Below are 12489 nucleotides of genomic sequence, written 5' to 3' on the forward strand. Positions count from 1 at the left end.
GGCTTTTGACAGCTATCGGAGAGATTGATCGTCTCTCCGTTACCTGCCTGACCTGTACGGACCGAATTTTCACGAGTCTTTCTCAATACCGAACCAGTCCTACTCGCTACTGCTACTCCTCGGGGTACTTCGGTTCCCGCTTCTCCGCTCGCTCGAGCGACGTCTCCACGACGTCTCGCACGTCCCCGTGGAAGACGTCGCCGTGACCTGCGTACATGTGCTCGACCCCGTCTGGCATGCGCTCGAGCAGGTCCTCGATGCTCTCGATGAGCCGCTCACGGGACTGGCCGGCCATGTCGGTCCGGCCGAAGCTGCCGTAGTCGAAGGCGCCGTCGTCGTGGACGACCACGTCGCCCGAGAACAGCGTCGACTCGGAGACGAACGAAACGTGGTCGTCGGCGTGGCCCGGCGTGTAGACCACGTCGAACTCCTCGTCGCCGATCCGGACCGTGTCGCCGTCGTCGAGTGAGTGCGTTCGCTCCGGGTGGTGGTCGTAGGCGTACACCTCGGGATCGAACGCGTCGCAGACGGCCTCGAGTTGGGCGACGTGGTCGCCGTGCTGGTGGGTCATCACGACCGCGTCGAGGTCGTCGGTGTGCTCCCGGATCTCGTCGACGACGCCGTCCCAGCCGCCGGCGTCGACGAGCGTCGTTCGGTCGCCGATTGTCAGGTAGGCGTTACAGGTGAACGTCTCCGCGTCTTCGGTGACGTGATGGACCTCCATACGATGACCGTCGTGAGCCGGTGGCAAAACGATGGCGTCCGAACGCGGTACCGTCGCGACCTAATTTCAACGGTTTGACATTCTACCACGAGATTTTTCAGTCCCAATCCCCTATTCTACACTGTATGGGATTCGGGAGCTACGACGAATCCGAGCAGCAAGAGGTGGACGCTGATTTTGACGACGATGATGCCGTTCAGTCGTCAGAGAACAACCACAACGGGACGTTCGAGTTCGAAAACGGCGCTTCGAGCGACGAACTACTCGATCGTCTGGAGGAGATCAAGGACGATTCCTGAATGAAGCCCGGGGCGCGGGCGCTAGGCGTTGCCGAGTCGTACCGCGACGAACCCGGCCCTACTCGCGAGGCGTGTCGAAGTACGGTCGCCGGGGCTGTCGTTCGGGCCGACCGCGTATTCAACGGTCTGGAGTACCAGCGATGTACCGTCGGCGGCACCGACGCGACGACGGCCGTCTGTCGACTCGTCGACGAACTCGGTCGACCAGACGTTCGGTACGTCCTGCTCGGCGCCGTCGCCCCGGCGTGGTACAACGTCCTGGATCTATCGGCGATCCACGACGCCGCCGAGCGGCCGGTGATCGCCGTCACCTTCGAGGAGAGTGACGGTCTCGAGGCCGGCCTCAAAGACGCCTTTTCTGGTGTGGAACTCGAGCAGCGCCTCGAGACGTATCGCGCACTTCCGGAACGACGGCCCGTCTCGGTCAACGACGAGACCGTCTACGTCCGGAGTGCCGGGATCGAACCCGACGACGGCGATGCGGTCGTCCGAGCCTTCACCCCTGAAGGCGGTCGTCCGGAGCCGATTCGCGTCGCCCGGCAGGCAGCTCGAGCGGCGGACTCCTACGCGGAGTCGTTCGACTGATCCACGTCGCTCGCCAGTTCGGCTTCCGATCGCCACCACCGCGACCCGAAAGACGTAGTAGGCGGCCACTTGAGGGACCGCTATGGGAGAAATGGACGACCTCTGTGTCACCGACTGTACGCGCTGTCCGGCGCTCGTCGAGTCGCGAAGCCAGATCGTCAACGGCACCGGCCCCGAGGACGCCGACGTGCTGTTCGTCGGCGAAGGGCCGGGTGCACGAGAGGACGAAGGAGGCGAGCCGTTCGTCGGCCGGAGCGGCTCCGTCCTCGACGAACAGCTTCGGACCGTCGGCCTGGATCGCGATACCGTCCGCATCACCAACTGCGTCCGCTGTCGTCCCCCGGAGAACCGCGATCCCACGAAAGCGGAACTCGAGAACTGTCGGGGCTACCTCGTGCGGGAAATCGACCTGCTCGATCCGGACGTAATCGTCACGCTCGGCAAGGTCCCGACCGAGCACCTGCTCGAGCGCGACGTGGCGGTCACGAAAGAGGCCGGATCCGTCGAAGACGTCCGGATCGGCGACACGCCGCGCCGACTGCTGATCTGCGTCCACCCTGCGGCGACGCTGTACGACCGCAGTCAGGAGGAAACGTTCCAGAACGCCATCCAGCGCGCGGCGGAGCTCGCCGACGTCGACGGCAGCGAGGGTGGACAGACCCGACTCGACGGCTTCTGAGCCGCTCTTTTCCGTCCCAGACACCGTTTCCCCGCACAGTAGCTGACAGTCCGGTATCGTCGTTCAGAACTGGAGTCGAATCTGGACCGGGCGGTTCGATACGGAGAGGTGCGAGTGGAACGATCGCAGAGTGCGGAACGTCGCGAGCGAAGTGAGCGGCCTCCTTCGCTGCGCTCAGTCGCTGCCCTCGGTCCGCTCCACCTCGAGGACTCGCTCACTCCGTTCACTCGCCCTCGCCCCACCTCACGGGTCACTTTGTTCCCCGTTCGCGTTCCCGAAGACTTCGCTGCGCTCAGTCGTCGCCCTTCTCACGGGTCGCTCGCGCTCCCCGTTCGCTTTTTGGGAGAATTTCGCTCTGCTCAATTCTCCCCTTTCTCTATCGGCGCCCGGATCAAATTCCCCCACTCGGTCCACGACCCGTCGTAGTTGTGGACGTCCTCGTACTCGAGCAATTCGTGGAGCGCGAACCACGCGATCGCGGATCGCTCGCCGACCCGGCAGTAGGTGACGACCGTTTCCTCGCCGTCGATCCCTTCGTCGGCGTACAGCTCCTCGAGTTCGTCGGGCCCCTTGAACCGGCCGTCGTCGCGCAGGTTCGTCTTTACCGGGACGTTCGATGCGCCGGGGATGTGGCCGCCGCGCTGGGCGGTTTCCTGGAGCCCTTCGGGGGCGATGATCTCGCCGGAGAACTCCTCGGGCGAGCGGACATCGACCATCGGGATGCCGGCTTCGCGGGCCTTGTCCACGTCGTCCTGATAGGCGCGGATGCTCTCGAAGGGGCCCTTCGCGCTGTACTCGACGGCGTCGAAATCGGTTTCCTCGTCAGTGAGCGGGTAATCCTCGTTCACCCAGTAATCCTTCCCGCCGTCGAGGATGCGGGCGTCGTCGTGGCCGTAGTACTTGAACTCCCAGTAGGCGAAGAGCGCGAACCAGTTGGGGATCCAGCCGTTGCCGTAGAAGACGACCGTTGATTCCTCGCTGATGCCGCGGTCGCCGACGACCTGCTCGAAGTCGTCCTTCTTGAGGATGTCCCGCTGATCCTGATCGGAGAGATCCTCGTCCCACTGCATCCCGATCGCGCCCGGGATGTGGCCCTCGTCGTACCGCGAGGGGAAGTCGCCCTCCTCGGGCGATTCGGGGCTGTTGACTTCCACGAGTCGGTAGTCGGGATCGTCGTCTTGGAACTCCTCGAGGTGGTCTTCGACCCAATCCGCCGAAACCAGAACGTCTGCGTCGTGCTCGGACATGCGACGGTGGCTCCGACGAGGAGGGGCAAAAACGTAACACAGGTCGGAACGACACGTTCGAAATCGAACCGGTAGTTCTACGCGGCTGGCCGTCGCGACAGTCGACAATGCGACTCGCGAGGATCGCGACTCCCGACGGACCAGTTACCGGACGATACGAGGACGGCGTCGTTCACGCCGACGGCGACAGCTACGAGGTCGGCACCGACGGCGACCTGCTCCCGCCCTGTGACCCCTCGGCCCTGTACTGCGTCGGTCGAAACTACGCGGCGACCCTGGCCCAGATGGAGTACGACCGACCCGACGAACCCGACTTCTTCATCAAACCGCCGGCGTCGCTGCTGGCCCACGAGGAACCGATTCCCTACCCGGAGTTTACCAACGAACTGACCTACGCCGGCGAACTCGCGGCGGTCATCGACGAACGCTGTCACGATATTTCGGAAGACGAGGTGTCCGACGTCGTGCGCGGCTACACGATCATGAACGACGTGGACGCGCTCGACCAGCAGGGCCGGACCGCGCGGAAGGCGTTCGACGGCTCCGGACCGCTCGGTCCGTGGCTCGAGACCGACCTCGACCCCACCGGGATCGATATGCACACGGACGTCGGCGGCGAGCGCCGCCAGGAGGCGAACACGGAGCTGATGCTGTTCGACCCCGACGAGGTCGTCTCCTACCTCTCGCGACGGTTCACCTTTCGTCCGGGCGATGTCGTCGCCTTCGGCAGCCCCGCCAACCCCGGACTCGTCGAACCCGGTGAGGCCGTCGAGATTACCTACGAGGGCGTCGGAACCCTTCGGAATACGGTCGTCGATCCGGACGCATAAGCCGCCTCGAGGGCGGAGGTGATCCCTCCGCGTACTCTCGACGAGCACCGCACGGGTCGGTACCGTCTCGGTTGCGCCCGGACACTGATTATTAGCTGAGTGTCTCGTTTCGACGAGTGATACTGAGGCGATCCGTCTCGGTCGAAAGGGCCGGACGTCGACGGAAATCATTCGTGAACTCGAGCAGGGAAATCGCGTAATCGTCGACGTCGAGGTTCTCGGAAAGACGTTGCGGATGGCGCTCCGGCGTCAGGAGGGAACGTACTACTGCGACACCCCGATGAAACTGCTCACCTCCGAGACCGACGGGGAGATGCGAACCTGTCTCGAGCGATACCGACTCGCGCGGCCGGAGCCTGCGAGCGAGACGGACGAAGAGACACCGGCACAGATCAGAGAGTAGCGAGAACGCTCTCTCTCGGCGGAGACGTTAACCTCCTGGTGCCCGAACAGACGGCTATGCCGAATCGCGAGCAGAGCATGGAAGAACTCATGCTCGTCGACAGCCCGGAGTTCGAGCGGATCATGGAGTGCGTCTTCGGGATTCAACCCCACGAAACGCGGACGTACTTCCGACTGCTCGAGCTACCGGGGAGCACCGTCGCCGAACTCGCTTCGGCACTCGACCGGGACAGGAGCAACGTGAACCGCTCGCTCTCGACGCTGCGTGAGAAGGAACTCGTCGAACGAGAGCGGCGGCTGCTGGACGGCGGCGGCTACGTGTATCAGTACTTCGCGGTTCCGGTCCCCGAGGCACAGGAAGTGATGCACGAGGCGGTCGACGAGTGGGCCAAGACGGTTCACGGACGCATCGAGGAGTTTGGGCCGTGAGGCAGACAGGAGGGACACAGCCACCCGTTCGAGAACGCGCGGGACGAGCCCGAGATAACGAACTGCGGCGGTGGCTCTTTCCCGAGAACGAGGTATGAATCCCCCTCGAGACCACGAGACGACCGACGACGATCGTCTGAGCACTCCGACTCGAAAAAACCCGTTCGAAGACGGTGTCGACCGTCGTCGCCTCATGCGGTCGTCGGTCGCTATCGGCGCAACCGCGACGCTTTCTGGCTGTCTGGACGATGGCGACGGTGGCGATCAGACGCGCGACCCGACCGTCTACGCGTTCAACACCGGCGACCGAACGGTGACGGTCATCGACGCCGAGAACGACGAGGCGCTCGAGACGGTCCACGTCGACACCACCGCGTCGTTCCCGGCCAACCAGTACGGGACCGGTGCGGACTCCACGTACGATACTCTCTGGATCAACGTCAGCGGCGGCGTCAGGGCACTCGACGCGTGGACGCTCGAGGAGGTCGCCGACGTCGAGACCGGCTTCGAGCCCAACTACCCCAACCTGACACCGGACGAGGACCACCTGATCGTGGCTGCGGGCGGGACGACGTCGATGGATCCGGAACCCGATCCCGACGACCCCGACGACCACGTGATCGTTCGGGTCGACGCCGACCGCGACAGCGATAGCTTCGGGGAGGTCACCGGCGAAATTCGGACCGGCTACACCGGTCCGTGTGACGTCACGCTCGAGCCGAGCGGCGAGTACGCGTTCGTCGCCGACATCGCAGCCGAGACGCTCAGGGTCGTCAGCGTCGACCCGTTCGAGACCGCCGCCGAGATCGACGTCGGCGACCCCGTCGGCGAGGGGAACGTCCTGCCGTTCATGTGCACCGCGTCGTTCGCCGGCGACCTGTTGCTCGTCGAAAACGGGGAAGGAACGCTCGGGGAGGATCCGGAGGTGCCGCGAGAAGGATCCGAGAGCATCTGGGACATCTCCACGCCCGAGTCCCCCGAGGAACTCGAGCGCATCACGCGCGAGGACGGCCTTCCGGCGATGCCGATCACGAGCGAGATCGATCCCGACAGCGAGGCCGGCTATCTGTTCACTCCCAGCGCCGACAGCGTGACCGTGCTCGACCTCGTGGACCGGGCGATCGATCGGGAGATCGACGTCGGTGGCAGTGCAATTTCGGGGGCGTGGGGACCACGCCGGGAGAAACTGTACGTCCCCGTCCAGACGGCGAACCACGTTGCGGTCATCGACCACGCCGAGCGCGAACTCGTCGCGACGATCGACGCCGGGGAATCGCCGACCGGAGCCGTCGGCGGCATGGCCCGGCCGGAGGCGAATACGGGCCAGCAGCTTCGGGCCGCACTCGCATCGCTTGGCCTCGAGTTCGGCGACCGGGAACCGACAGTCTGTCCGGAGGGGAACTGCTACTGCGGCTGAGGAACCGAAACATAATCAGTTTCGGTCTCGTGCGCGGCCCGCACACGACCACCATAGCGACATCGCCTCTTCGTCCGTCGGTATCAGTGTATGACAATCGAACGATCCCCGACGATCGATCGGCGACGAGTGATTCAGGCGCTGGGTGCAGGTGGTGTGCTCGCACTCGCCGGTTGTGTCGGTGACGAAGAGGCAGCAGAAGAAGACGACGAAGAGACGATGGACGACGAGGACGAGCCAGCCGAGGAGGAAGAAGAGGAGGAGGAGGACGAAGAACTGGCGAGTCTCGAGGAAACACCCCAGGGCGAACCGCTTTCCGAGGAGGACATCCAGGCGCTCGTCGCGGCGTTCGACGATCAGCCGATGAGCGAGGAGCAACACGAGATCGAGGGCGAGGAGCGGTCCTACACGCCGCGACACGTCTGGAAGTGGGTCAGCGACGAGACGCTGATCGGGCTTCACTTCGACGACCCGAACCCCGAGGAGGCGACGGCGCTGGATTACATCACGGTCGGCCAGAAGGGCCTCTTTACCGAGGAGAGTCAGCCCGACGAGGAGTTCTCGCACTTCCATCAACACACGGCAGAGGGCTGGGAGGCCGGTCACGGCGGCGAGACCGGCGACGAGGGCTACTGGCTGACCCACATGGCGGTTCGCGAGATCGAGTACCCGTTCCACGACGAACCCATCGACCCGCAGGTCGACTACGGATTCATGCCGACGCCGCCCGAGGAGGGCAGCGAGGGTCACGATGTCGCCTGGGAGGCACCCGACGACGGCGAGGGCGATCTCTCTGACGACGACCGGGACCAACTGATCGAACTCTTCGACGGCGAGTGGACCAACGAGGACCAACAGGAGGCCAACGGCTACACGCCGAGCCACGTCTGGAAGTGGATTACGGAAGAGACGCTAATGTTCCTGCACTGGGACGAACCGAATCCCGAAGAGGCGGAGAATCTGCTCTACTTCGGTATCGGCGAACGCGGCCAGTTCACGAGCGACGACATCCCGGCCGGCCAGGAGGACGACTTCACCCACTTCCACAAGCACGAAGCCGACGGCTGGGAGGCCGGCCACGGCGGCCAGGATCCCGAACAGCACGGAATGTGGCTCGTTCACCACGCCGTGCGGGAACTCGAGATGCCGTTCCACGACGAACCCACCAACGTCGGCATCGACCGCGAGTTCATGCCCACCCCTGTCGAGGAGTAGCGATCGATGGACGACCGAGAGCAGAGTCGACGACAGCTGTTGCTCGGAGCAGCCGGGACCGGCACCGTCACGATCGCCACCCTCGCCGGCTGTCTCGGCGACGACGAGGGCGGTGCGAACGGGGACGAGACGAACGACGACGACGCGGACGACGTCCTCGAGATCGAGACCCGGGAGGGCGAGGACGACGAACCCGCCTTCGTCTTCGATCCCGCGATCGCCGAACTCGAGCCCGGCACGACCGTCCGGTGGGTCAACACCGACGGCGTCTTCCACACTGTCACGGCGACGGACTCGCTCGAGAATCGGACCGCGAGCGAGGAGTTCAACGAGGAGATTCGTGCCGAGGGAGACACCTTCGAGTGGACTCCGGAGGAGGAGGGCATCCAGCACTACTACTGTGAGCCCCACGCCGGATTCATGATCGGGACGCTCGCCGTCGGCGACGTCGACGACGAGGAACTCGAGGCGGCCGAAGACGTCCACGACGACCCCGAGGGAGCCGACGACGCGGACGACGAATCGGTCGACGACGAGGATGCGGACGACGATCCGGTCGACGACGAGGACGAGATCGACGAGGACGAGATCGACGAGGACGAGATCGACGAGGAGTTCGTCGACATGACCGGCGAGGACGCCGTCGAAATCGAGACCCGGAGAGGTGAGGACGACGAACCCGACTTCGTCTTCGATCCGGCGTTCGTCCGCGTCGACGCGGGGACCGCGATCGAGTGGGTCAACACGGACGGCGTCTTCCACACGGTGACGTCGACCGACTCGATCGACAGTCGACAGAGCGGCGGCGACGAGTTCGACGCGACGATCTCGAGCGAGGACGACACCTTCGAGTGGGACGCCGAGGAGGCTGGCACGCAGCCGTACTACTGCTCGCCCCACGCGGGCTTCATGTACGGCGCGCTCGAGATCGAGTGACCGACCGCCCCGGAAAGCAACACACTTCCGCACTCGGTCCATCCCTGTTGACGTGAGCGCCGACGCTACACGCCGCGTCGAGGTCTATCCCGGCCGGGAGGCAGTCGTCGAGTTCGATCCCGAACTCACCTTCGAGTGCGTCGACGACTGCACCTGGTGTTGCCAGCACGGGGTTTTACTCTACGATCAGGACCTCCTCGAACTCGCCCAGCGGGCGAACCTCGTCGAGACGACGACCGAGTTCCGCGGCGAGAAGTTCGTCACCCGCGAGGAGAAAGACCGCGACGAGCACGTCGCCGAAGACGGCTGCGCCTGCGCGTTTCTCCGGGAGGACGGCCTCTGCTCGCTTCACCTCGAGGAGGACTGGAAGCCGACCCGGTGTTCGGTCTTCCCGCTCGGGGTCTGGCTCGAGGACGGCGACCTTCACGTCGACATTCGAGACTCCGCACACGAGCACTGCGAGGGCCTGAACGTCAGCGATCGGACGGTCATCGACAATCTCGAGGCCTTCCTCCCGGAACTGCTGTGGGAACTCGAGAACCCGGATTCGGACCGGGAGCTATAGATACCGCTGAAAATCGAGTTCCGTGCACCCACGTGTCACGATACCACGTCTCTCCAACGATTTAAACGTGTCCTCCCCGTAGAGTAACTGTGACAGAAAACTCCGGGCGTCGGAACCTCCGTATGCCCAACAGCGATGAAGTATTCGCCGTCGTAACCGAACACCTGGGTGGCAACCACGTCCAGCTCCAGTGTGCGGACGGCGAAGAGCGTCTCGGCCGCATTCCCGGGCGAATGAAGTACCGAACCTGGATCGAGCAAGACGACATCGTCGTCGCCGAGCCGTGGGATTGGCAGGACGAGAAGGCCACCATCGAGTGGCGCTACACCAGCCAGGACGCAGATCAGCTGCGTCGCGAAGGCCACATCGACTAATTTACGTTCACGTCGCGCAGCGACGCCTCAGAACGGAGCTATTTGTTACTCCTCAGAGCGACCGGTGAGACGACGTCACGTCTCGACGAACGGCGACTGCAGTCTTTTGCAACGAAAACGTTTGACCGAGTGGCTGTCGTCTCGGTAGACATGTACGACTCCAGATACGATGCGGCGGTGAAGTTCGACGATTACAGGGAGGACGACGTCGAGTACGTGGCATCGACGACGAAGGGGAATCCGATGTTCTTCGATACGGCAAACCGAACCGTCTTCGAGGGCGAGTACGACGAAGCCGACGAGACGGTCGTCGACGTGCCCGAAACCGAGCGCGAACTCGAGCCCCGCGAGACGCTCGGCGAAACCCTCGAGGACCTCGGCGACGACCTCGACTGGGACTCGCTGTCGGAGTTCGCCCGCGAGCACGTTCAGCGGGACGAAGACGAGTGACGCTCACCGGGTAGCCTGCTTCCACTCGCGAAGGCCGAGTACGGCTCCGTCCAGATCGTCCGCCGTCGCGTCGGTCGCGGCCCAGACGAACATCTCGGCGACGGCTTCGGGGTCGCGTCCCTGACCGCCGGCGAGTCCCGTCGCGACCTGGCCCGGATCGAGACAGCCGACGACGTGGTCCGTGTCGGCCGCGAAGCCGCGTACGACGGCCTCGGCCGTCGCCTTCGAGATCGCGTAGGAGCCGTAGCCGGGTTTCGTCTCACGAGCGATCGACCCCGTCGGAACGAGCACCCGTGCACCCTCGTTGAGGTGGGCGAGCGCCTCCTGGATCGTCGCGAAGATTCCGCGGGCGTTCGTCCGCCAGTGGTCGTCGAACGCCGCGTAGGACTCCCGATCGGTCGGCGTCTGACCCGCATCGCCGTGGTAGACGCCTGCTGCGGCGACGACGACGTCGACACCGCGCTCGTCGCCGGTTCTCGAGGCGGTCTCGACCAGCCGTTCTACGTCGTACTCGTCGCGGACGTCCGTTCGAACCCCCGCCGCCGTCGCGCCGGCGTCCTCGAGTTCGGAAACCGTCTCCTCGACCGCATCCCCGTCTCGAGCGCCGACGACGACGGTCGCGCCCTCCCGTGCGAACGCGTCGGCGACGGCCCGTCCGATTCCGCGCGTCCCGCCCGTCACGACGACTGTCTGCTCGTCCATAGCCGATGTAAGCCGGGAAGCCACAGGAAACCATCGGAACCGGGGATTCCGTCCCGACCGGCAGAGGGGGCGGCGACGAGGACCGGAAACCTACGCAGGTATGACGTACGTTTATCACCGAGCCAACACTCAGTATTACCCATGCAATCGCTTGCCGGAGAGTCGGTCGTCGTGATCGGCGCCGGCGTCGGGGGGCTCTCGACGGCCTGCTACCTCGCCGACGCGGGTGCCGACGTCCGGGTGATCGAGAAGAACGAGCAGCTCGGCGGACGGGCGAGCCGCCTCGAGCGGGACGGCTTTCGGTTCGATATGGGGCCCTCGTGGTACCTGATGCCGGACGTCTTTGAACGCTTTTTCGATACCTTCGACCGGACGCCGAGCGACTACTACGGACTGACCCACCTCGACCCCCACTACCGAATCTTCTTCAAGGACGGTGATCAGGTCGACGTGACGCCAGATCTCGAGCGAACGAAAGACGTCTTCGAGGAGTACGAGGACGGGGCCGGCGAGGCCCTCGAGCGTTACCTCGAGAAGTCGAAGGAGAACTACGAGGTCGGGATGGAACACTTCGTCTACGAGGACCGATCCCGGCTCCGGGACTACCTGGATCTCGACGTCGCCCGGCAGGCTCGGGGCCTCTCGCTTCTCGGCTCGATGCAGGGCCACGTCGAGGACTACTTCGAGCACCCGAAACTCCAGCAGATCATGCAGTACACGCTGGTGTTCCTCGGTGGCTCCCCGAAGAACACGCCGGCGCTGTACAACCTGATGAGTCACGTCGATTTCAACCTCGGCGTCTGGTACCCCGAGGACGGTATCGGCGGCGTCATCGACGGAATCGCCGACCTCGGGCGAGAACTGGGCGTCGAGTACGAGACGAATCGTCCCGCGACCCAGATCAAGGGTCGAGAGGGGGCGTTCGTCGTCGAGACGCCGGAGGGCCCCCTGCGTCCGGATCTCGTGGTCAGCAACGCGGACTACCCACATACGGACCAGGAACTGCTGTCGCCCGAACGGCAGGGGTACGACGCCGACTACTGGGAGTCGCGAACGTACGCACCCTCCGCGTTTCTGCTCTATCTCGGGATCGAGGGCGACGTGGACGAACTCGCCCACCACACCCTCGTCCTTCCCACCGACTGGAACGAGCACTTCGACCAGATCTTCGAAGAGCCGGCGTGGCCCGACGATCCGGCCTACTACTGCTGTGTCCCCTCCGAGACCGACGACGACGTCGCTCCCGACGGACACAGCGCCCTCTTCGTCCTCGTCCCTATCGCACCCGGACTCGAAGACACCCCAGAGAACCGCGAGCAGTACCGCGAGACGATCCTGGACGATCTCTCCGAGAACACGGGAACCGACCTGCGCGGCCGGATCGTCCTCGAGGAACAGTTCTCCATCGAGGACTTCGCGGATCGGTACAACAGCTACGACGGGACGGCGCTCGGCCTCGCACACACGCTTCGCCAGACCGCCCTCTTCCGGCCACCCCACCGTTCCAAGCGGGTCGACGGCCTCTACATCACGGGCGGGGACACCACGCCCGGAATCGGCGTCCCGATGTGTCTCATCAGCGGCGAACTGACCGCCGAGAAGGTTCTCGAGGATCACGGGTGAGACGGGTGTCGG

16 protein-coding genes are annotated in these 12489 nt (G+C 64.6%); 13 read left to right on the top strand and 3 right to left on the bottom strand.

The features are described from left to right. Positions 1–112: 112 nt before the first annotated feature. Positions 113–724, bottom strand: coding sequence for an MBL fold metallo-hydrolase (locus CV102_RS11985; protein WP_148858238.1), 612 nt, complete (start codon positions 722–724; stop codon positions 113–115). Positions 725–849: 125 nt separating this feature from the next. On the opposite strand from CV102_RS11985, the gene CV102_RS11990 reads away from it, so the two are divergent. From CV102_RS11990 to CV102_RS12000, 3 genes are all read left to right on the top strand, one after another. After that, positions 850–1023, top strand: a complete 174-nt coding sequence (locus CV102_RS11990) for a DUF5786 family protein (protein ID WP_148858239.1) — start codon at positions 850–852, stop codon at positions 1021–1023. Continuing rightward, on the top strand, positions 1024–1608 hold the full coding sequence (locus tag CV102_RS11995; protein WP_148858240.1) for an endonuclease dU: 585 nt from the start codon (positions 1024–1026) through the stop codon (positions 1606–1608). It abuts the gene before it with no gap. An 82-nt stretch (positions 1609–1690) separates the two neighbouring features. Further along, complete coding sequence (locus CV102_RS12000) at positions 1691–2287, top strand: uracil-DNA glycosylase (protein WP_148858241.1); 597 nt, start codon at positions 1691–1693, stop codon at positions 2285–2287. A gap of 359 nt (positions 2288–2646) precedes the next feature. Here CV102_RS12000 and CV102_RS12005 read toward each other — a convergent pair whose 3' ends face one another. Beyond that, positions 2647–3534, bottom strand: a complete 888-nt coding sequence (locus tag CV102_RS12005; protein WP_148858242.1) for a sulfurtransferase — start codon at positions 3532–3534, stop codon at positions 2647–2649. Positions 3535–3641: 107 nt separating this feature from the next. Between CV102_RS12005 and CV102_RS12010 the strand changes: the two genes are divergently transcribed. The 9 genes from CV102_RS12010 to CV102_RS12050 all read left to right on the top strand — a co-directional run bounded on the left by CV102_RS12010 (position 3642) and on the right by CV102_RS12050 (position 10152). Continuing rightward, complete coding sequence (locus CV102_RS12010; protein WP_148858243.1) at positions 3642–4364, top strand: fumarylacetoacetate hydrolase family protein; 723 nt, start codon at positions 3642–3644, stop codon at positions 4362–4364. Between the two features lie 235 nt (positions 4365–4599). Continuing rightward, positions 4600–4767, top strand: a complete 168-nt coding sequence (locus tag CV102_RS26580) for a hypothetical protein (protein ID WP_233710675.1) — start codon at positions 4600–4602, stop codon at positions 4765–4767. A gap of 77 nt (positions 4768–4844) precedes the next feature. Next, positions 4845–5195: a helix-turn-helix domain-containing protein gene (locus CV102_RS12020; protein WP_187432955.1), complete on the top strand. Its 351-nt coding sequence runs from the start codon at positions 4845–4847 to the stop codon at positions 5193–5195. A gap of 94 nt (positions 5196–5289) precedes the next feature. Beyond that, the gene (locus CV102_RS12025; protein ID WP_233710676.1) at positions 5290–6612 is read left to right on the top strand and encodes a YncE family protein; all 1323 of its coding nucleotides are present in this window, start codon (positions 5290–5292) and stop codon (positions 6610–6612) included. 90 nt (positions 6613–6702) lie between these two features. Continuing rightward, positions 6703–7827 carry a hypothetical protein gene (locus CV102_RS12030; protein WP_148858246.1) on the top strand — a complete coding sequence of 375 codons (1125 nt, stop codon included), beginning with the start codon at positions 6703–6705 and terminating at the stop codon, positions 7825–7827. A gap of 6 nt (positions 7828–7833) precedes the next feature. Further along, the gene (locus CV102_RS12035; RefSeq protein WP_148858247.1) at positions 7834–8763 is read left to right on the top strand and encodes a cupredoxin domain-containing protein; all 930 of its coding nucleotides are present in this window, start codon (positions 7834–7836) and stop codon (positions 8761–8763) included. Positions 8764–8815: 52 nt separating this feature from the next. After that, positions 8816–9328: a hypothetical protein gene (locus CV102_RS12040; protein ID WP_148858248.1), complete on the top strand. Its 513-nt coding sequence runs from the start codon at positions 8816–8818 to the stop codon at positions 9326–9328. 89 nt (positions 9329–9417) lie between these two features. Then, a complete protein-coding gene (locus CV102_RS12045; RefSeq protein WP_148858249.1) occupies positions 9418–9702 on the top strand; it encodes a translation initiation factor eIF-1A in 285 nt (94 codons plus the stop codon). A 150-nt stretch (positions 9703–9852) separates the two neighbouring features. After that, the gene (locus CV102_RS12050) at positions 9853–10152 is read left to right on the top strand and encodes a hypothetical protein (protein WP_148858250.1); all 300 of its coding nucleotides are present in this window, start codon (positions 9853–9855) and stop codon (positions 10150–10152) included. Positions 10153–10155: 3 nt separating this feature from the next. On the opposite strand, the gene CV102_RS12055 is transcribed toward CV102_RS12050, so the two are convergent. Beyond that, positions 10156–10854 (bottom strand): SDR family NAD(P)-dependent oxidoreductase, encoded by a 699-nt coding sequence (locus tag CV102_RS12055; protein ID WP_148858251.1) that lies wholly within the window; start codon positions 10852–10854, stop codon positions 10156–10158. Between the two features lie 45 nt (positions 10855–10899). Between CV102_RS12055 and CV102_RS12060 the strand changes: the two genes are divergently transcribed. Then, entirely contained in the window at positions 10900–12477 is a 1578-nt protein-coding gene (locus CV102_RS12060; protein WP_342765778.1) for a phytoene desaturase family protein, read from the top strand. Positions 12478–12489 lie beyond the last annotated feature (12 nt).

This window comes from Natronococcus pandeyae (genome assembly GCF_008122205.1).
GTDB classification, from domain to species: domain Archaea; phylum Halobacteriota; class Halobacteria; order Halobacteriales; family Natrialbaceae; genus Natronococcus; species Natronococcus pandeyae.

Coding starts and splice junctions, on each gene's coding strand:
- CV102_RS11985 (WP_148858238.1), bottom strand. CDS start 724: ATGGAGGTCCATCACGTCACCGAAGACGCGGAGACGTTCACCTGTAAC.
- CV102_RS11990 (WP_148858239.1), top strand. CDS start 850: ATGGGATTCGGGAGCTACGACGAATCCGAGCAGCAAGAGGTGGACGCT.
- CV102_RS11995 (WP_148858240.1), top strand. CDS start 1,024: ATGAAGCCCGGGGCGCGGGCGCTAGGCGTTGCCGAGTCGTACCGCGAC.
- CV102_RS12000 (WP_148858241.1), top strand. CDS start 1,691: ATGGGAGAAATGGACGACCTCTGTGTCACCGACTGTACGCGCTGTCCG.
- CV102_RS12005 (WP_148858242.1), bottom strand. CDS start 3,534: ATGTCCGAGCACGACGCAGACGTTCTGGTTTCGGCGGATTGGGTCGAA.
- CV102_RS12010 (WP_148858243.1), top strand. CDS start 3,642: ATGCGACTCGCGAGGATCGCGACTCCCGACGGACCAGTTACCGGACGA.
- CV102_RS26580 (WP_233710675.1), top strand. CDS start 4,600: ATGGCGCTCCGGCGTCAGGAGGGAACGTACTACTGCGACACCCCGATG.
- CV102_RS12020 (WP_187432955.1), top strand. CDS start 4,845: ATGGAAGAACTCATGCTCGTCGACAGCCCGGAGTTCGAGCGGATCATG.
- CV102_RS12025 (WP_233710676.1), top strand. CDS start 5,290: ATGAATCCCCCTCGAGACCACGAGACGACCGACGACGATCGTCTGAGC.
- CV102_RS12030 (WP_148858246.1), top strand. CDS start 6,703: ATGACAATCGAACGATCCCCGACGATCGATCGGCGACGAGTGATTCAG.
- CV102_RS12035 (WP_148858247.1), top strand. CDS start 7,834: ATGGACGACCGAGAGCAGAGTCGACGACAGCTGTTGCTCGGAGCAGCC.
- CV102_RS12050 (WP_148858250.1), top strand. CDS start 9,853: ATGTACGACTCCAGATACGATGCGGCGGTGAAGTTCGACGATTACAGG.
- CV102_RS12055 (WP_148858251.1), bottom strand. CDS start 10,854: ATGGACGAGCAGACAGTCGTCGTGACGGGCGGGACGCGCGGAATCGGA.